Annotated in this window: 15 protein-coding genes and 1 tRNA gene; 13 read left to right on the forward strand and 3 right to left on the reverse strand. The window is 69.9% G+C overall.

The features are described 5' to 3' along the window. Positions 1–153 precede the first annotated feature (153 nt). Entirely contained in the window at positions 154–1617 is a 1464-nt protein-coding gene (locus AB0C46_RS10895; RefSeq protein ID WP_362827462.1) for a histidine kinase, read from the reverse strand. 155 nt (positions 1618–1772) lie between these two features. On the opposite strand from AB0C46_RS10895, the gene AB0C46_RS10900 reads away from it, so the two are divergent. The 7 genes from AB0C46_RS10900 to AB0C46_RS10930 all read left to right on the forward strand — a co-directional run bounded on the left by AB0C46_RS10900 (position 1773) and on the right by AB0C46_RS10930 (position 7491). Beyond that, complete coding sequence (locus AB0C46_RS10900) at positions 1773–2627, forward strand: hypothetical protein (RefSeq protein ID WP_362827463.1); 855 nt, start codon at positions 1773–1775, stop codon at positions 2625–2627. 28 nt (positions 2628–2655) lie between these two features. Continuing rightward, positions 2656–2727, forward strand: a tRNA-Gln gene (locus AB0C46_RS10905). 122 nt (positions 2728–2849) lie between these two features. After that, positions 2850–4307, forward strand: coding sequence for a bifunctional UDP-N-acetylglucosamine diphosphorylase/glucosamine-1-phosphate N-acetyltransferase GlmU (glmU, locus tag AB0C46_RS10910; RefSeq protein WP_362827464.1), 1458 nt, complete (start codon positions 2850–2852; stop codon positions 4305–4307). Positions 4308–4379: 72 nt separating this feature from the next. Continuing rightward, positions 4380–5354 (forward strand): ribose-phosphate diphosphokinase, encoded by a 975-nt coding sequence (locus tag AB0C46_RS10915; protein WP_018091057.1) that lies wholly within the window; start codon positions 4380–4382, stop codon positions 5352–5354. Between the two features lie 206 nt (positions 5355–5560). Further along, complete coding sequence (locus AB0C46_RS10920; RefSeq protein WP_362827466.1) at positions 5561–6157, forward strand: 50S ribosomal protein L25/general stress protein Ctc; 597 nt, start codon at positions 5561–5563, stop codon at positions 6155–6157. A 142-nt stretch (positions 6158–6299) separates the two neighbouring features. Next, positions 6300–6887: an aminoacyl-tRNA hydrolase gene (gene pth, locus AB0C46_RS10925; RefSeq protein WP_362827467.1), complete on the forward strand. Its 588-nt coding sequence runs from the start codon at positions 6300–6302 to the stop codon at positions 6885–6887. A 79-nt stretch (positions 6888–6966) separates the two neighbouring features. Beyond that, on the forward strand, positions 6967–7491 hold the full coding sequence (locus AB0C46_RS10930; RefSeq protein ID WP_362827468.1) for a hypothetical protein: 525 nt from the start codon (positions 6967–6969) through the stop codon (positions 7489–7491). A gap of 136 nt (positions 7492–7627) precedes the next feature. On the opposite strand, the gene ppc is transcribed toward AB0C46_RS10930, so the two are convergent. Beyond that, positions 7628–10351, reverse strand: coding sequence for a phosphoenolpyruvate carboxylase (gene ppc / locus AB0C46_RS10935; RefSeq protein ID WP_362827684.1), 2724 nt, complete (start codon positions 10349–10351; stop codon positions 7628–7630). Between the two features lie 343 nt (positions 10352–10694). Between ppc and AB0C46_RS10940 the strand changes: the two genes are divergently transcribed. The 3 genes from AB0C46_RS10940 to AB0C46_RS10950 all read left to right on the forward strand — a co-directional run bounded on the left by AB0C46_RS10940 (position 10695) and on the right by AB0C46_RS10950 (position 13265). Then, entirely contained in the window at positions 10695–11708 is a 1014-nt protein-coding gene (locus AB0C46_RS10940; protein WP_362827469.1) for a fatty acid desaturase, read from the forward strand. A 21-nt stretch (positions 11709–11729) separates the two neighbouring features. Beyond that, positions 11730–12416, forward strand: a complete 687-nt coding sequence (locus tag AB0C46_RS10945; RefSeq protein WP_362827471.1) for a TetR/AcrR family transcriptional regulator — start codon at positions 11730–11732, stop codon at positions 12414–12416. Between the two features lie 210 nt (positions 12417–12626). Then, on the forward strand, positions 12627–13265 hold the full coding sequence (locus AB0C46_RS10950) for a hypothetical protein (protein WP_362827472.1): 639 nt from the start codon (positions 12627–12629) through the stop codon (positions 13263–13265). Between the two features lie 331 nt (positions 13266–13596). Here the strand turns inward: AB0C46_RS10950 and AB0C46_RS10955 are convergent, their stop codons facing one another. Then, positions 13597–14421 carry a trans-aconitate 2-methyltransferase gene (locus AB0C46_RS10955; protein ID WP_362827473.1) on the reverse strand — a complete coding sequence of 275 codons (825 nt, stop codon included), beginning with the start codon at positions 14419–14421 and terminating at the stop codon, positions 13597–13599. A 164-nt stretch (positions 14422–14585) separates the two neighbouring features. Here AB0C46_RS10955 and AB0C46_RS10960 point away from each other — a divergent pair, with 164 nt between their 5' ends. The 3 genes from AB0C46_RS10960 to AB0C46_RS10970 all read left to right on the forward strand — a co-directional run bounded on the left by AB0C46_RS10960 (position 14586) and on the right by AB0C46_RS10970 (position 18178). Beyond that, positions 14586–15083 carry a MarR family transcriptional regulator gene (locus AB0C46_RS10960; protein WP_362827474.1) on the forward strand — a complete coding sequence of 166 codons (498 nt, stop codon included), beginning with the start codon at positions 14586–14588 and terminating at the stop codon, positions 15081–15083. A gap of 183 nt (positions 15084–15266) precedes the next feature. Beyond that, the gene (locus tag AB0C46_RS10965) at positions 15267–16061 is read left to right on the forward strand and encodes an SDR family NAD(P)-dependent oxidoreductase (RefSeq protein WP_362827476.1); all 795 of its coding nucleotides are present in this window, start codon (positions 15267–15269) and stop codon (positions 16059–16061) included. 62 nt (positions 16062–16123) lie between these two features. Next, positions 16124–18178 carry a beta-galactosidase gene (locus AB0C46_RS10970; RefSeq protein ID WP_362827477.1) on the forward strand — a complete coding sequence of 685 codons (2055 nt, stop codon included), beginning with the start codon at positions 16124–16126 and terminating at the stop codon, positions 18176–18178. Positions 18179–18244: the final 66 nt, after the last annotated feature.

Consider the following 18244-nt stretch of genomic DNA (forward strand, 5'->3'; position numbering starts at 1 on the left):
GGTGGGTGTTCGGACGTAAAGCGAAGCAGTCCGAACACCCACCCCGGAGGCCCCGCCACCGGCACCCACCACAAACCCGGGCCCCACCCCAACACACCCCACCCGCCGACAGGCGGAAAAACAGGTCACGGCGGGGCACCCGACAACGTACGGCTAGCACCGAGGGGCGACCGGCAACACCGCCGACACCCGAAAACCGCCGGACTCCGTCGGACCCGCCACGAACACACCGCCGAGCGCCGTTACCCGCTCCCGCATGCCCACCAGGCCGTTGCCACCGCTCGGCAGGCCCGCGTCGGCCGCGCCGCCCTCGCAGGGGCCGTTCTCCACCTGGACCGCGACCTCACCGTCCCGGTGCGCCAGCCGCACCCGCGCGCGTGCCCCCGGCGCATGCTTGTGCACATTCGTGAGCGCCTCCTGCACCACGCGGTAGACGGTCCGCTCCACCCTCGGCGCATACCGCCGCCCGGCAGAAGCAGCCGGCTCCCCCTCGGCCACCCCGTCCACCGTCAGCTCGACGACCATCCCGGCCGCCCGGGACTGGCCCACCAGATCCGACAGCTCCGCCAGGTACGGCCCCTCGGCATCCGCATCCCCGGCAACCGGCGCCGGCACCGAGGCCCCGCCGGCCGGACCAGCGTCCTCCGCGGAATCCTCGGCAGCCCCGCCCACGGGCGGCTCCGCGGACCGCGCCTGCACCGTCGCCTTCGCCCCCGCCCGGGACGCCACCGCCGCCAGCCGCTCCGGCGCACCCGACGCCGCGGCACCCCGCACCGCCGTACCGTCGGCCGTCCGCAACACCCCCAGCATCTCCCGCAGCTCCGTCAGCGCCTGCCGCCCCATGTCACCGACCAGCCCCGCGTTCTTCGACGCCTTCTCCGGGTCCTTCAGCGCCACCGCCTGCAGCGCCGCCGCATGCACCACCATCAGACTCACCCGGTGCGCGACCACATCGTGCATCTCCCGCGCGATCCGCGTCCGCTCCTCATTACGGGCCCACTCCGCCCGCTCCTCGGCCCGGTCCGCCAGCAACGACAGCTCGCGCTCCAGACCGTCCGCCCGCTCCCGCAGACTCTCCACGAGCCGCCGACGGGCCCCCACGTACAGCCCCCACAACACCGGCGGCGCCGTCAGCACCAGCCCCAGCGCGAGCGACATCGCCGGGATGAGCCACATCGGCGGCTGGAAGTCCTCCTGCGCCGTCTCCTGCCGCAGGCTGAGGAACGTCGTCACCAGCGTCCCCAGCACCGTCATCCCCGCCAGCAATCCCGTGATACGGCGCGGCACATCCGACGCGGCGAGCGTGTACAGCCCCACCGTGCTCAGCAGCCCGCCCATCTCCGCCGGGATCACCGCTATCGAGACCAGCACCACCACCACCGGCCAGCGCCGCCGCAACAGCAGCACCGGCCCCGCCAGCAGGCCCAGCAGTACCCCGAGCAGCTCGGGCAGCTGCGCCCCCGCGGCGAAACGTGCGCCCTCGAACACGCACTCCACCGTGGAAGCCGCCGCCAGAAACACATCCAGCACGGCACTCCGCCGCCGGGCCCACCACCACGGCCCAGCCACCGGCGCACCCCGCGCGCCCACACCTTCACTTGCCCCCGTCGCGGTCATACCGACCAGCCTACGGGCGCCCGCCCCGACCCCCCGACCCGTTACCGGCCCCGGGACAGGCCCATTACCGGCCCTTACTGACGGGTATCACCCGAACTATTGAATCGGTCACATTTTCGACACTTCCGCACACCTGCACGCGGCACCCTGTTCCCATGCCGAACCCCCATCGGGAGCACCCCGACTACGAGTCCTTACGCCCCCAGGCCGTCGCCCTGCGCCGGGCCGGCCTCAGCCGCCGCCAGATCCGCGACCGCCTCCACCTCCACAACAACGACATCCTCAACCGCCTCCTCGAAGGCGTCCCCGCCCCCGACTGGACCCGCCGCCCCAACGCCAAGGACGACCTCCGCGCACAGGCCCGCGAGCTCCGCAAACAGGGCCTCACCTACGACCAGATCCAGGTCGAGCTGGGCTGCTCGAAGAGCTCGATCTCGCTGTGGGTGCGGGATCTGCCGAAGCCGCCCGCCCGAACCCGAGAAGAGGCCTCCGCGATCGCCCGACGCGGCTGGGAGGCGACGCTGGAGCGGCGGGACGTGGTGCGGCGCCGGACGAAGCAGGCGGCGACGAGTGAGATCGGCGAGCTCACCGACCGGGAGCTGTTCCTGATCGGCGTCGGCCTCTACTGGTCGGAGGGCAGCAAGAGCAAGCCGTACCGCCGCAGCGAACGGGTCATCTTCATCAACAGCGACCCCGACATGATCCGGGTCTACCTCGCCTGGCTCCGCCTGCTGGGCGTGAGCGCGGAGCGGCTGCGCTTCCACGTGCACATCCACGAGTCCGCCGACGTGGGCGCCGCCGAGCAATTCTGGGCCGATCTGACGGGCGCCGCCCCGTCCGCCTTCGGCAAGACCACGCTCAAGAAGCACAACCCCAAGACCGTCCGCAAAAACGTCGGGGCGGATTACCACGGCTGCCTCATGATCCGCGTCTTGCAATGCGCGGAGCTATACCGTCGCATCGAAGGCTGGTGGTACGGCATAGTGTTGGGTGCCGAGCGGCCGACCTGACAGCTTGTCCGGTTTGCCCCTTCTGCTATCCCCCGTGGTGTAATGGGCAACACTGTCGGTTTTGGTCCGACCATTAGAGGTTCGAGTCCTCTCGGGGGAGCAAGCGAAAAATCCGGGTCCTGACCACCAAGTCAGGACCCGCCCGCGTTTCGGCTGCAATACGCACCGGTATCCTTCGGATGACCACCACCCGAAGTAGCCAAGAAGCCGAAGGGCATCCCCGTGAGCGCCAACCGCCCGGCAGCCGTCGTCGTTCTCGCAGCGGGTGAGGGCACCCGCATGAAGTCGGCCACCCCAAAGGTCCTGCACACTCTCTGCGGCCGCTCCCTCGTCGGCCATGTCGTCGCCGCCTCCCGTGAGCTGGACCCCGAGCATCTCGTCGTGGTCGTCGGCCACGCCCGTGAGCAGGTGCAGGCGCACCTCTCCGAGGTCGATCCCGCCGTGCGCACCGCGGTGCAGCACGAGCAGAACGGCACCGGTCATGCGGTCCGCACGGCCCTGGAGGAGCTGAGCCAGAGCGGTGTGGCCGTCGACGGCACAGTGATCGTCGTCTGTGGTGACACTCCGCTGCTGACCGGTGAGACGCTCCGGCTGCTGGGCGACACGCACGCCGCGGACGGCAATGCCGTCACGGTGCTGTCGGCCGAGGTCCCGGATGCGACGGGCTATGGCCGCATCGTGCGCGACGAGAGCTCGGGCGCGGTGACCGCGATCGTCGAGCACAAGGACGCGAGTGGGGCGCAGCGGGCGATCCGGGAGATCAATTCCGGGGTGTTCGCTTTTGACGGGCGGCTGCTGGTCGATGCGCTCGGCAAGGTGCGTACGGACAACAGTCAGGGCGAGGAGTACCTGACCGATGTGCTGGGGATCGTGCGGGAGGCCGGGCACCGGGTCGGTGCGGCGGTGGCCGGTGATCACCGGGAGATTCTGGGGATCAACAACCGGGTGCAGCTGGCGCAGGCGCGGCGGCTGCTGAACGACCGGCTGCTGGAGCGGGCGATGCTGGCCGGTGTGACGGTGGTGGATCCGGCGTCGACGTGGGTGGATGTGTCGGTGACGTTCGAGCCGGATGCGACGGTTCACCCGGGTACGGAGCTTCTCGGTACCACGCATATCGCGACGGGTGCCGAGGTGGGTCCGCATTCGCGGTTGTCGGACACCTCGGTGGGTGCGGATGCGGTGGTGTCGTTCACGGTGGCCGAGGGTGCGCGAATTGGCGAGGGGGCGAATGTCGGGCCTTACGCGTATCTGCGTCCGGGGACCGATCTTGGTCCGAAGTCGAAGGCCGGTACGTACGTGGAGATGAAGAACGCGTCGATCGGTGAGGGCACGAAGGTGCCGCATCTGTCGTATGTGGGGGATGCGACGATTGGTGAGTTCACCAATATCGGTGCGGCGAGTGTCTTTGTGAACTACGACGGTGAGGCAAAGCACCACACGACGGTCGGGTCGCATTGCAAGACGGGGTCGGACAACATGTTTGTGGCTCCGGTCACGGTCGGGGACGGCGCTTATACGGCGGCCGGCTCGGTCATCACCAAGGATGTGCCCCCGGGTTCGCTGGCGGTCGCGCGTGGCCAGCAGCGGAATATCGAGGGTTGGGTCGCGCGTAAGCGGCCTGGAAGCGCCGCCGCGCAGGCGGCTTCGGCTGCTCGCCAGGAGTCCGAGGGCGAGCGGTGATCGTGCAAGGGGTGCGCCGTGCGGGGCGTACCGTGATGAACGCACGCAAACTGTGATTCGAGGAGATTTGCTGTGACCGGGATCAAGACGACCGGCGAGAAGAAGCTGATGCTCTTCTCCGGCCGCGCCCACCCCGAGCTGGCGGAGGAGGTCGCGCATCAGCTGGGTGTGGGCCTGGTCCCGACGAAGGCTTTCGACTTCGCCAACGGTGAGATCTATGTCCGCTATCAGGAGTCGGCGCGTGGCGCGGATTGCTTTTTGATTCAGAGCCACACGGCTCCGATCAATAAGTGGATCATGGAGCAGCTCATCATGATCGATGCGCTGAAGCGGGCGTCGGCCCGGAGCATCACGGTCGTGGTGCCGTTCTACGGCTATGCGCGTCAGGACAAGAAGCACCGTGGCCGTGAGCCGATTTCGGCGCGGCTGATCGCGGATTTGATGAAGACGGCGGGTGCGGACCGTGTGGTGACGGTTGATCTGCACACCGACCAGATCATGGGCTTCTTCGACGGCCCGGTGGATCATCTTTTTGCGCTGCCGGTTCTTGCGGACTATGTGGGCGCGAAGGTGGACCGGGAGAAGCTGACGGTGGTTTCGCCGGACGCGGGCCGGGTGCGGGTGGCGGACCGTTGGTGTGACCGTCTGGGTGCGCCGCTGGCGATTGTGCACAAGCGGCGTGACAAGGACGTGGCGAACCAGGTCACGGTGCACGAGGTCGTCGGCGATGTGAAGGACCGGGTGTGTGTCCTGGTCGACGACATGATCGACACGGGTGGCACGATTTGTGCGGCGGCGGATGCGCTGTTCGCGAATGGTGCGTCGGATGTGATCGTGACGGCGACGCACGGTGTGCTGTCGGGTCCGGCGGCGGACCGGCTGAAGAATTCGAAGGTGAGCGAGTTCGTGTTCACGAATACGCTGCCGACGCCTTCGGAGCTGGAGCTGGACAAGATCACGGTGCTGTCGATGGCGCCGACGATTGCGCGTGCGCTGCGTGAGGTGTTCGAGGACGGCTCGGTGACGAGCCTCTTCGAGGAGCAGTGAGCTGAAGGCGGCGGGCCGGTCTGTGACGTAGTCCGGCGCTGATCGACTTTGGGGCGGCCTTCCGGCCGGGTAGACTCGTGGAGTTGCTCGGCGAGGGAGGCCGCCTTTTTGGGCGGTTGTCCGTTATCGACGCGCTCTTCGTAGCAGGTCTGTCGTGGGCCGGGTGACGCCCACCAGATGTTTTCTGAGATACGAGGAGTGCAGTCATGGCCGAGGTCAAGCTCACCGCCCAGGTTCGTACCGACTTCGGTAAGGGTGCCGCCCGTCGTGCGCGCCGCGCCGACCTGGTTCCCGCGGTGATTTACGGTCACGGTGCGGAGCCGCAGCACGTGGCGATCAACAACCACGCGCTGATGATGGCCCTGAAGACGCCGAACGCGCTGCTGCGTCTGGAGTTCGACGGCAAGAGCGAGCTGGTCATCCCCAAGGCGGTGCAGCGCGAGGCGATCCGTGGCTTCCTGGTGCACGCGGACTTCCTGGCCGTGAAGAAGGGCGAGAAGGTCAACGTCGAGCTGCCGATCCACACCGAGGGCGAGCTGGCCCCGGGCGGCAACCTGCTTGAGTACGCGCTGAACACCCTGCCGGTCGAGGCCGAGGCCACCCACATCCCGGAGTCGGTCACCGTCTCCATCGCGGGTCTGGACGCCGGTCACTCGGTGCACGCCAAGGACATCGCGCTGCCGGCCGGTGTGTCGCTGGCCGTTGAGGACGACGCCGTGGTGCTGCAGGTCGTCGCGGCGCAGGCGGAGGCGCCGGCCGAGGAGGCCGCCGAGGGCGAGGGCGCTGAGGGCGCCGAGGCCTGAGTCGTTTGTGCTGAGGCGGGCTCTCAGCGCTTTGTCCAGCCGCTGCCGCGCGCCTTTGGGCGCGGGGTGGCGGTTGGGCTGTTTCATGGGCAGTTGCGGTCGGGGCCGGCGGGTGTGGCCGGCGGATGTGGGAGTGACTGAGATGGCGGACGCTGATCCGTGGCTGGTGATGGGGCTGGGTAATCCGGGCCCGGAGTATGCGCGTAATCGCCACAATGTGGGATTCATGGTGGCGGATTTGCTGGCGGAGCGGATGGGGGGCCGTTTCAAGGCGCACAAGGCGCGGGCACAGGTGGTGGAGGGGCGTTGCGGTGCGCCGGGTCCGTCGAGTCGTCGTGTGGTGGTGGCGAAGCCGTTGTCGTTCATGAATCTGTCGGGTGGGCCGACGACGGCGTTGCGGGATTTCTACAAGGTGCCGGTGGGCAACATCGTGGCGATTCACGATGAGCTGGATATTGATTACGGTGCGCTGCGGCTGAAGTTGGGCGGCGGCGACAACGGTCACAACGGTCTGAAGTCGATCACGAAGTCGCTGGGGGCGGAGTATCACCGGGTGCGGTTCGGGATCGGGCGTCCGCCGGGTCGTATGCAGGTAGCGGATTTCGTGTTGAAGGACTTTTCCGCGGCGGAGCGGCGCGAGCTGGACTATTTCGTGGATCGTGCGGCGGATGCGGTGGAGACGCTGATTGTCGATGGGCTGGAACGGGCGCAGACCACGTACAACTCCTGAATGGGACAGCTCGGGTCAGGCTCTGACGAACCGTTGTCCGAGGTTGACGGGTGAGGGGGGATGGCCAAGGATCGCCGCCATGCCCAGAAGCAGTACGCGCACCCGTTCGGTCAGACGTAGTCGTACCCGGCGGGTCGGTGAGAGCGCCTATGGGGCGCTCCTTGTCGCCAGGACCGGGTTGATGGGTCTGCTGGCGTTGCTCCTGCTGGTGGCGGGGGTGTGGACGTCGTGGCACACGGCGCAGTACGCGATGCTCGTCAAGGGGCGGGAGCGCGGAATGATGACGGTGTCGGCGTGTGCGGGTGAGCGGTGCACGGGCCCGTATGTTCCGTCGGCGGGTGCGGGCCGGCGGCTGGCGAAGGTGTCGATCGCGCAGGCGGCGGCGCCGGACAAGGGTGCGCGGGTCGAGGTGACGGTCAAGCCGGGGACGACGCATGCGGTGCGGACCGGGGCGGCCGGGATTCTGCACGCGTGGGTGCCGTTCGCGGGGTCGTTGTTGCTGGCGGCGCTGGTGGTGGCCGGGGGCATGCGGCTGCGGCGTACGGCGTGGGTGATGGGGTTGTTGGGCGCGGTGTTGCTGGGGGCGGCATTCACGGCGCTGTAGGGCTGTTCTGAAGCGCTGATCTGTAGGGCTGTTCTGAAGCGCTGAACTGTTGGGCTGTTCTGTAGGGCTGATGCGGCGGCGGCCCGTCCTCCTTGGTGGGAGGGCGGGCCGCCGCCGTGGTGTGGTGCCGGGTCGGTCAGCCGGTGTTGCGCAGTCCGGCGGCGACGCCGTTGACGGTGAGCAGCAGCGCACGGGCGAGGACCGGGTCGGGCTCCGCACCGCGTTCGGCGGCGCTGCGCTGGCGGTCCAGCAGCGAGACCTGGAGGTAGGAGATCGGGTCGAGGTAGGCGTCGCGGATGTGGAACGTCTGCTTGAGGACGTCGTTGGAGTCGAGGAGTTCCTTCTCCCCGGTGATCCGCAGGACCTCGGCGACGGTCAGCTCGTGCTCGGCCTTGATGACGTCGAAGACGTGCTTGAGCTTGTCGGGCACGAGGGTGTCGACGTAGTGCTGGGCGATCCGCAGGTCGGTCTTGGCCAGCGTCATGGTGACGTTGGACAGGAAGTTGCGGAAGAAGTGCCAGTACTCGTGCATCTCGTCCAGGACGCTGTCGAGTCCGGCTTCGCGGGCGGCCTTGAGGCCGGTGCCGACGCCGTACCAGCCGGGGACGATCTGGCGGGACTGGGTCCAGCCGAAGACCCACGGGATGGCGCGCAGTCCGTCGAGGCCGGCGCCGGAGTCGGGGCGGCGCGACGGGCGCGAGCCGAGGTGGAGTTCGGCGAGCTGGTCGACGGGGGTGGAGGCGAAGAAGTACGCGGGCAGGTCGGGGTCCTCGACCAGGCTCCGGTAGGAGCCGTGGGCCGCCTCGGAGACGGTTTCCATGGCGGCGTCCCAGCGGGACAGGGCTTCGTCGGACTGCCGGGGCTCGGTGTGCAGGGCGGAGGCCTGGAGGGTGGCGGCGACCGTCAGTTCCAGGTTTTCCCGCGCCAGGGACGGCACCAGGTACTTGTCGGAGATGACCTCGCCCTGTTCGGTGACCTTGATCTCGCCTTCGAGGGTCCCGTAGGGCTGGGCGAGGATCGCGTCGTGGGAGGGGCCGCCGCCTCGGCCGACGGTGCCGCCGCGGCCGTGGAAGAGGCGCAGCCGTACGCCGTGCCGGTGGGCGACGTCGCGCAGCAGGCGCTGGGCGCGGTGGATCTCCCACTGGGAGGTGGTGATGCCGCCGAACTTGGAGGAGTCGGAGTAGCCGAGCATGACCTCCTGGACGTCGCCGCGCAGGGCGACCAGGCGCCGGTAGGAGGGGTCGGCGAGCATCTCGTCGAGCAGCTGGTCGGCGATCTTCAGCTCGTCGGTGGTCTCCAGCAGCGGGACGATACCGATCTTGGCCCAGCCGGCGTGCAGATCGATCAGGCCGGCTTCGCGGGCGAGGACGGTGGCGGCGAAGACGTCGTCGGAGCCCTGGCACATCGAGATGATGTAGGACTCGACGACCTCGGGGCCGAAGGTGTCCTTGGCCTTGAGGATGGTGCGGAAGACGCCGAGGGTCTTGGCGCCGGCCTCGTCGAGCGGTGCCGGGGTGGGGGCCAGCGGGCGGCGGGAGCGCAGTTCCTTGGCGAGGAGCTTGCGGCGGTAGTCGCGCGGCATGTCCACGTAGCGCCAGGATTCTTCGCCGAGGCGGTCGAAGAGCTGGCCGAGGGCGTGGTGGTGGGCGTCGGCGTGCTCGCGGATGTCCATGGTGGCGAGCTGCAGGCCGAAGGCGGCGATGGTGCGCAGGGTGCGCTCCAGGCGGCCGTCGGCGACCAGGCCGCCGCGGTGTTCGCGCAGCGAGGTCTGGATCAGCGCGAGGTCGTCGAGGAGTTCCACGGTGCCGAGGTAGTCACGGCCGGGGACGTGGGGGGTGTCGCCGGCGAGGCGTTCGCGGGTGTTGACGAGCTTCTGCCGGATGCAGGTCGCCTTGAGGCGGTAGGGCTCCTCGCTGTTCAGCCGCTTGTAGCGGGGGCTGATCTCGGGGAGGAGGTCGAGGTCGCGCTGGAGGGAGGCCAGCAGCTCGTCGGTGGCGCCGCAGTTGCGGATGGAGTTGGACAGGGCGCCGCGCAGCTCGTCGACGTGCTCCAGGGCGTCGGTGATGCCGTGCTCGTGCTGGAGGAGGAGGACGTCCCAGGTGACCTGGGGGGTGACGTTGGGGTTGCCGTCGCGGTCGCCGCCGATCCAGGTGCCGAAGGTGAGCGGGCGGGTGCCGGCGGGCAGCTCGGTGCCGGCGCGCTCCAGCTCGGCGGCGAGGTCTTCGAGGACGTCGCCGACGGCGCCCCGGCCCAGCTCGTCGAGGTAGTAGATGGCGTTGCGGGCCTCGTCGGTGGGCTCGGGGCGGGCGACGCGCAGCTCGTCCGTCTGCCAGATGAGGTCGATGTTCTCGGCCAGGCGCAGGTCGGCGCGGCGGCGCTCGCCGTCGGGGCTGTCCAGCAGCTCGGCGACCTTGCGGAGCTTGGTGAGGACGGAGCGCCGGGCGGCCTCGGTGGGGTGCGCCGTGAAGACGGGGCGTACGCCGAGGTTGCGGGCGGTCTCGCGGAGGTGCTCGGGGTCGGCGTCCTTGAGCATGTCGGCGGTGCGGGCGAGGATGCTGCCCTCGGCGGCGCGCCGGGCGCCGAGCTCGCGGCCGCGGTGGACCTGCTCGGTGACGTTCGCGAGGTGGAAGTACGTCGAGAAGGCGCGCACCAGCTTGGCGGCGGTGGCCAGGTCGGTGTCGCCGAGGAGCTGGGCCGCGGCTTCGCCGTCGGAGCGGGTCAGGGCGCGTACCCGCTCGACCAGGTCGAGCAGTTCCTGCCCCTCTTGCCGGACGAGGGTCTCACCGAGGAGATCACCGAGGCGGCGGATGTCGGCACGCAGGGCGACGTTGTCGCTCGGGCCGGCTTCGGGGCCTTCGATGGACACGATCTCGGCCGGAGTGTTGTCGGCACTGCTCACTGGTGCGGCTCCTTGCAGCGATCAGGGACGTCGCACCGCGACCCGTGGGAGGGGTCGGGACGGGCGACGGGGTGGGCAGGTCTGATGCGGGCGGGTTGCGGACCGCGCTGTCCGACGTCCCCAGGATAGGTCTGCCCAGCATCCGCAGATCACACCGTCCGCTGGGTGGGCACTGCGTCACAGGGAGGGGGGTGTGGCGCCTGTCACGGCCTTGCCCGCGGCTGCGGCACTGCCATACTTACGAGACCGTAGGTTACGGTCCCGTAGCCGTAGCCGTGCCCCCGAGCCCCCGACGAGGGACACCATGACCGCTGGTCCTGAAGCCGTAGAAGACCCACCGATTCCTGCCGATTCCGCCGTCGGTCCGGCCGCCGGTGCGCCGGCCCCGTCCGCGACGCTGGGCGGTGAGCAGCGCAGGTCGCTCGAACAGATCACGCTCCTGCTGTTCATCACCGTCCCGTTCGTGGCACTGGTGGCGGCGGTGCCACTGGCCTGGGGCTGGGGGGTGAGCTGGCTCGATCTGGGGCTGATGGTGGCGATGTACTACATCGGCTGCCATGGCATCACGATCGGCTTCCACCGTTACTTCACGCATGGTTCGTTCAAGGCGAAGCGTCCGCTGCGGATCGCGCTTGCGATCATGGGGTCGCTGGCCGTGGAGGGGCCGCTGGTGCGCTGGGTGGCGGACCACCGCAAGCACCACAAGTTCTCCGACGCCGAGGGCGACCCGCACTCGCCGTGGCGCTTCGGCGAGACGGTGCCCGCCCTGATGAAGGGCCTGTGGTGGGCGCACATCGGCTGGATGTTCGACGAGGAGCAGACGCCGCAGCAGAAGTACGCACCGGACCTGATCAAGGACAGTGCGATCCGTACGATCTCCCGCCAGTTCGTGGTGTGGACGACGGTGTCGCTGCTGATCCCGCCGCTGGTGGGCGGCCTGGTGACCTGGTCCTGGCAGGGCGCGCTGAGCGCCTTCTTCTGGGGTTCCCTCGTCCGCGTCGCGCTGCTGCATCACGTGACGTGGTCGATCAACTCCATCTGCCACGCGGTCGGCAAGCGCCCCTTCAAGTCCCGTGACCGTTCGGGGAACGTGTGGTGGCTGGCCGTCCTCTCGTGCGGTGAGTCCTGGCACAACCTGCACCACGCGGACCCGACCTCTGCCCGGCACGGGGTGCTGAAGGGGCAGCTGGACTCCAGCGCCCGCTTGATCCGCTGGTTCGAGAAGGCGGGCTGGGCGTATGACGTCCGGTGGCCGGACGCGTCCCGTCTCGATGCCCGACGCGCGGAGAAGGCCGCCGGGGGTGCCGCCCAGCGGTAGCCGGGAAGGCATGATTGACAGGTGGCGATCGACGACAGCAGCACGCGCAGCAACAAAGGCAAGTCTTCCCCGCCCGCGGGCACGCGGCGGGCCCGCAGGGTCCGGATGACCGGTGCGGAGCGCCGGGAGCAGCTGCTGGACATCGGTCGCACGCTCTTTGCCGAGCGGGGCTACGAGGGCACGTCGGTGGAGGAGATCGCGGCGAAGGCCGGGGTGTCCAAGCCGGTGGTCTACGAGCACTTCGGCGGCAAGGAGGGCCTGTACGCGGTGGTCGTGGACCGCGAGATGCGGCAGCTGCTGGACATGGTGACGGGCGCACTGACCGCCGGCCATCCCCGCGAGCTCCTCGAACAGGCCGCTTTCGCCCTACTCGACTACATCGAGACCTTCACCGACGGTTTCCGCATCCTGGTCCGCGATTCCCCTGTGGCCCAGTCGACGGGCACCTTCGCCTCTCTCATCAGCGATATCGCCACCCAGGTCGAGGACATCCTGGGCCTGGAATTCAAGGCCCGCGGCTTCGACCCGAAACTCGCCCCGCTCTATGCGCAGGCCCTGGTCGGCATGGTCGCCCTGACCGGCCAGTGGTGGGTCGACACCCGTAAGCCGAAGAAGGCCGAGGTGGCGGCGCATCTGGTCAATCTCGCCTGGCACGGCCTGGGCAACCTGGAGGCGAAGCCGCGGTTGATAGGGCATCGGAAGAACTGAGGGCGTGAGGGTGACGGGGGTCGGGGGCGGGTCGGGTGCCGGGTGTCTGCCGTGGCGTCTCCATGGCTCCCCACCTGGTGATCATCTTCTGACACACTGGTCGGCCGTCGTCACGTACCCCGCCTTACCAGGAGCCACGAAACGGTCATCCGGTACGCGCGGGTGAGGTCTTTGCCGCACGAGCGAGCCGGAGCAGGAGCAACCAGCCGAATGACCGAGATAACGTTCTGCCTTTCCCGGGAAGAGTTTGCGCAGCAATTCACCGCACTGCCCGAGCATGAGGCGTGGGGGGCTCTGCAAACGGGAAATGGGCGGATCGCCGCGGAATCACCGCTGGCCCGGGTGCATCGCCTCGACGGAAGCGACGACTACGAGCCGGCCTTCACCCTTACGACGGCGACTCTGCCCGCCCGCACCCTGTGCACGGTGATTCCTCAGGCCGGCGCTTCCGACCCGCAGACCGTACACGCGGTGCATGACGGATCCGGCCGGCTCATCGGCCGGATCATCCACGAGCGTTCCCCCCTGGGAATCCGCCAGGCGTGGCGCATCGAGGACACAGTGAAGCAACGCAGCGCGGTCGCCTATAAGGGGAATATCCGTGGCTGGATCGCATATTGGGCATTCTCGCCCTTCTGGGCCATTCTTGCGTTGTTGGATCTCCTCAACGGCGATACGCATCCGAGCTGGTGGCTTTGGGGCAAGCCCCGCCGCGCCCACTGGCGCACACGAGCCGGCGACGGGCCGCGGAAGCCCGCCCTCGACTTCAAGTCCGGCCGCTACCGCGCAGATACCGGACTTCTGGCTGCGAACCTCATCTATGCGCAGGCCGCGCTGTACGGCGCGTAACGCCGGGGCCGGGCGCCGGTCGGGGCGCCGAGCCCGAGCGCCACTCTCCCTTCGTGGAGCGTCGCCATGCCGACATCATGCGGACGTCCGAAGCGGTTGGTGACATTTCCGGCACACCCCATGCCGAGTTTTCCATTTCTTTAACCCTGCTCAACGGCCGGAAGCCCCCTGCAGTGCCCAGCCGGAGCTGCCCCGTGCCGGCCTCGGACCGGCAGTCGCCACGAACGGCGGGCTGGAAGCGGGCGAGGCCGGTGATCACGGCGCGGGTCACCTCGGAGGGGGAGAGTCGGGGCACGGCTGCGGGGGTGGCAGCCGGCGGGGGCAGGACACGTCAGCCGGCCGTCGGTTTCTGGGCGACGGCGAAGATGCGGCGGAACGGGAAGACCGTGCCGTGGCGGCCGGTGGGGTAGGCCTTGCGGAGGGCGTCGCGGTATTCGGCGAGGAAGGCTTCGCGGGCGGCCGGGTCGTGCTCCAGGGCGGTGAGGACCGGGCGCAGGGCGGTGCCCTTGACCCAGTCGAGGACCGGGTCGTCGCCCTCCAGGAGCTGGACGTAGGTGGTTTCCCAGACGTCGGCGGCGCAGCCGAGGTCGATGAGGCGCTCCAGGTATTCGGCCGGTTCGAGGATATGGATGAAGCGGCGGCCGTGGGTGGTGAGCCGCTCGCGCCACTGGGGGGCGTCGCACAGTTCGCCGAGGAGGGCGTGGCTGGGTGAGGTGAAGTTGCCGGGGACCTGGAAGGCGAAGGTGCCGCCGGGGGCGAGGGCCTCGATCCAGCGGGCGAAGGAGTCCGGGTGGTTGGGGACCCACTGCAGGGCCGCGTTGGAGACGATCAGGTCGTAGGTCTCCTCGGGCGACCAGTCGGCGGCGTCGGCGGGGGCGAAGTCGAGGTGGCCGCCGCCCGGGGTGGGGCCGGCGTGGGTCTCGGCCTCTTTGAGCATGTCCGGGGAGTTGTCGAATCCGGTGATGTGCGCGTCGGGCCAGCGGGTGGTGAGCTGGGCAGTGACGTTGCCGGGGCCGCAGCCGAGGTCGGCGATGCGGGCGGTGCGGTCCTGCCGGGGCAGGTCGGGTATCCGGTTGAGCAGGTCGTGGAACGGACGGGTACGGTGCCCGGAGTGGCGGAGGTATTGCTGCGGATCCCAGGTTGGTGCGTCGTGCATGTTCGAAACCCCTTTGCCGATGCAGGGCTGACACAAGGCTGGCACGGTCTGGTTCGGGCCGTCTCGGCTGGAAACCGAGCCCCCGGCGACGATGCCCATAGTCCAGCGAAATATATCTTGACGTCAAGAGACTTCATGTCGACAGACCCTCTACACTGATCGTCATGGAGGACGAGGTCGACCGACTGGTCGCAGCATGGCGCCGCGAGCGCCCGGACCTCGACGTGGAGCCGCTTGAGGTCCTCAGCCGCGTCTCCAGGCTGGCCAGACACCTCGACCGGGCCCGCCGTATCGCCTTTTCCGAGGTGGGCCTGGAGCCGTGGGAGTTCGATGTGCTCACCGCGCTGCGGCGCGCCGGGGCGCCGTACCAGCTCTCCCCCGGGGCGCTGCTGACGCAGACACTGGTCACCTCGGGGACGATGACCAACCGCATCGACCGGCTGGCCAAGAAGAACCTCGTCGAGCGGCTGCCCGACCCCAGCGACCGGCGCGGAGTGCTGGTCAGACTGACCGCGGAGGGCCGCGACAAGGCCGACCGGTCGCTGGCCGGACTGCTGTTCCAGGAGCGCGCCATTCTGGCCGAGCTCTCCCGCCAGCAGCGCGGTGAACTGGCGGGACTGCTGCGGCAGTTGACCGGGCCGTTCGACAACACTCCCGGGTAGCCACCCAGGGGAAGAGCCTGCCCCAGGCGCGTCGCAGCGGAGTTTCTGCACCGGCGTGCGACTGGTTGGCGCACCGCATTTGGTGACGCGAAACAAGACGGCGCGCGCCCCATGAATGCGCGCGCGCCCTGCTCCGTCCATGTCCCCTTGCCCGCCGCTCACCACGTGGGCTTGGATCGCGCCATGAGCCAGCAGCGCGCACCGCATCCGGCGAACGGCCCGTACGGCAAGCGGTTCGAGGGCCGTACGGTCCTGGTGACCGGGGCCGCCGCCGGGATCGGGGCGGCCACCGCCGACCGGCTGGCGGCCGAGGGCGCCGGGGTGCTGCTGCTGGACATCGACGACGCGCGCGGCGAACACACCGCGCGGCGCATCCGGGCGGCCGGCGGCCGGGCCTCGTACGAGCACTGCGATGTGGCGGGCGAGGACGACTGGCGGCGGGCCGTCGAGGCGGCGCGGCAGCGCTACGGCCCGGTGGACGGGCTGGTCAGCAACGCCTTCGTGTCGTGTGTGGCGGCCGCCGACCACACCCCGCTGGCGGACTGGGACCGGCAGCTCGCGGTCAATCTCACCGGTTCCTTCCTGGGCGTACGCGCCGCCGTGGCGGATCTGCGGGCGCGCGGCGGCGCGGTGGTGCTGACCTCGTCCGTGCATGCCCTGGTCGGGCTGCCGGGGCGGCCGGCCTACGCCGCGGCGAAGGCCGGACTGACCGGTCTGGGCCGTCAACTGGCCGTCGAGTACGGACCGGAGGTGCGGGTCAACAGCGTGCTGCCGGGCCCCGTGCTGACGGCGGCCTGGGACGGTATCGGCGAGGAGGAACGGCAGGCCAGCGCCGCGGAGACGGCGGCGCGACGGCTGGGGCGGCCCGAGGAGGTCGCCGCGGCCATCGCCTTTCTGCTCTCCCCCGAGGCGTCCTTCGTCACCGGTGCGAGCCTCGTCGTCGACGGCGGCTGGAGCGTGTACAAGAACTCATCGTGAGCCGGTCCTGCTGACGGCGGGGCCGCGGCGCCCTGCCCGAGCTTCGATCCGTAGGGGGATCCATGGCCATCCGTTTCGGCGGCGACTACAACCCCGAGCAGTGGCCCGAGGAGGTGTGGGCCGAGGATCTGAAGCTGATGAAGGCGGCCCATGTCACCATGGTCACTGCCGGGATCTTCTCCTGGGCCAAGGTCGAACCCCGGCCCGGGACCTGGGACTTCGGCTGGTTCGACCGCGTCATGGACGGGCTGGCGGGCGCCGGAATCACCGTCTGTCTGGCGACCATGACCGCCTCACCGCCACCGTGGCTCTCCCACGCCCACCCCGAGATCCTGCCCGAGGACGCCGACGGCCGGCGGCGCTGGCCCGGCGGCCGGCAGCACTACTGCCCCTCCAGCCCCATCTACCGCACCCACGCCGTACGCCTCGTCGAACAGCTCGCCACCCGCTACGCCGGCCACCCCGCGCTCACCATGTGGCACATCGGCAACGAATACGGCTGCCACACCCGCCACTGCTACTGCGACGTGTCGGCCGACGACTTCCGGCGCTGGCTGCGCGAGCGGTACGGGAGCATCGACGCGCTCAACGCGGCCTGGTCGACGGCCTTCTGGTCGCAGGCGTACGGCGACTTCGACGAGGTGCTGCCGCCCCGCACCGCCCCCACCTTCCCCAACCCCGCGCAGCAGCTGGACTATCTGCGCTTCGGTGACGAGGCGCTGCGCGCCTGCTATCTGGCCGAAAAGGCGGTGCTGGAACGCGTCACCCCAGGCATTCCGGCCACCACCAATCTGATGCCGCAGCACAAGCCGGTCGACGCCTTCGCCTGGTCGGCCCACATGGACGCGATGGCGCTGGACTTCTACCAGGATCCCCATGTGCCCGACGACCACATCCGGGCCGGCTATGTCTTCGATCTGATGCGCTCGGCGCGTTCCGGGCAGCCCTGGATGCTGCTGGAACAGGCGCCGGGCGCGGTCAACTGGCGGCCCCGCAACGGCCCCAAGCCGCCCGGTGCGATGCGGCTGTGGAGCTGGCAGGCCGTCGCCCAGGGCGCGGACGCGGTGCTGTACTTCCAGTGGCGGCAGTCGCTGGGCGGCGCGGAGAAGTTCCACTCGGCGATGCTGCCGCACGGCGGCACCGACACCCGCATCTTCCGCGAAGTGTCGGAGCTGGGGCGGGAGTTGGCGTCACTGCCGGGCATCGAGGGAACCCGGTCGCGGGCCGGGGTGGCGCTGCTGGCGGACTGGCACAGCTGGTGGGCGCTGGAGCTGGACTCCAAACCGTCGACCGCACTGGACCACTCCCGTATCGCGCTGGATCACTACCGGCCGCTGTTCGAGGCGGGCGTGGCCTGCGATGTGGTGCCGCCGCGGCGCGACCTGTCCGGCTACCGGCTGGTCGTGGCGCCCAACCTGTATCTGCTCACCGCGCCGGATGCCGAGCGGCTGGCCGCCTATGTACGCGACGGCGGGCAGCTGCTGGTGTCGTTCTTCTCCGGGATCGTCGACGAGCACGACCGGGTGCACCCCGGCGGCTGTCCGGCGCCGCTGCGGGCGCTGCTGGGGCTGCGGGTGGCGGAGTTCTGGCCGCTGGCCGCGGACCGCTCGGTGACCGTCGACGGCGCCTACACGGGGCGGGCGGACCTGTGGTCGGAGGCCCTCGACCTCGAAGGGGCCGAGGCGCTCGCCCACTTCACGGACGGGGAACTCGCCGGCGGCCCCGCGGTGACGCGGCACTCCTACGGGCGGGGCACGGTCTGGTACGCCGGCACCCGGCTCGACCCGGCGCTGATGCGGGCGCTGCTGGACGATGTCCGCGCGGCGGCCGGCGTGGGGCCCGTACTCCCGGGACTGCCCTCGGGCGTCCAGGCCACCGTCCGTGAGGGCACCGGCGGACGCTATGTCTTCCTGCTCAACCACGGGCCGGAGGCCGTCGAGGTCGGACTGCCGACGCCGATGCGGGATGCGCTCGCGGTGCGCGGGGCGGACGGGGCGGACGGGGCTGACGGGGCTGACGGGACGGACGGGATCGGGGCCGGGGCTGGGGCCGGGGCCGGGGCCGTCGACCGGATCACGCTGAAGGCGCGGGGCGTGGCCGTGCTGACGGAGCCGTAGAGCGTGCCAGGGGCCTCCCCCTCCCCCGATCCGCCGGACCGGCATCAGGAGCCCGCGGCGGCACCA

This window comes from Streptomyces sp. NPDC048637 (assembly GCF_040650675.1).
GTDB lineage: Bacteria > Actinomycetota > Actinomycetes > Streptomycetales > Streptomycetaceae > Streptomyces.

Coding starts and splice junctions, on each gene's coding strand:
- AB0C46_RS10900 (WP_362827463.1), top strand. CDS start 1,773: ATGCCGAACCCCCATCGGGAGCACCCCGACTACGAGTCCTTACGCCCC.
- pth (WP_362827467.1), top strand. CDS start 6,300: ATGGCGGACGCTGATCCGTGGCTGGTGATGGGGCTGGGTAATCCGGGC.
- AB0C46_RS10940 (WP_362827469.1), top strand. CDS start 10,695: ATGACCGCTGGTCCTGAAGCCGTAGAAGACCCACCGATTCCTGCCGAT.
- AB0C46_RS10920 (WP_362827466.1), top strand. CDS start 5,561: ATGGCCGAGGTCAAGCTCACCGCCCAGGTTCGTACCGACTTCGGTAAG.
- AB0C46_RS10930 (WP_362827468.1), top strand. CDS start 6,967: ATGCCCAGAAGCAGTACGCGCACCCGTTCGGTCAGACGTAGTCGTACC.
- AB0C46_RS10970 (WP_362827477.1), top strand. CDS start 16,124: ATGGCCATCCGTTTCGGCGGCGACTACAACCCCGAGCAGTGGCCCGAG.
- AB0C46_RS10950 (WP_362827472.1), top strand. CDS start 12,627: ATGACCGAGATAACGTTCTGCCTTTCCCGGGAAGAGTTTGCGCAGCAA.
- AB0C46_RS10960 (WP_362827474.1), top strand. CDS start 14,586: ATGGAGGACGAGGTCGACCGACTGGTCGCAGCATGGCGCCGCGAGCGC.
- AB0C46_RS10965 (WP_362827476.1), top strand. CDS start 15,267: ATGAGCCAGCAGCGCGCACCGCATCCGGCGAACGGCCCGTACGGCAAG.
- AB0C46_RS10895 (WP_362827462.1), bottom strand. CDS start 1,617: ATGACCGCGACGGGGGCAAGTGAAGGTGTGGGCGCGCGGGGTGCGCCG.
- AB0C46_RS10955 (WP_362827473.1), bottom strand. CDS start 14,421: ATGCACGACGCACCAACCTGGGATCCGCAGCAATACCTCCGCCACTCC.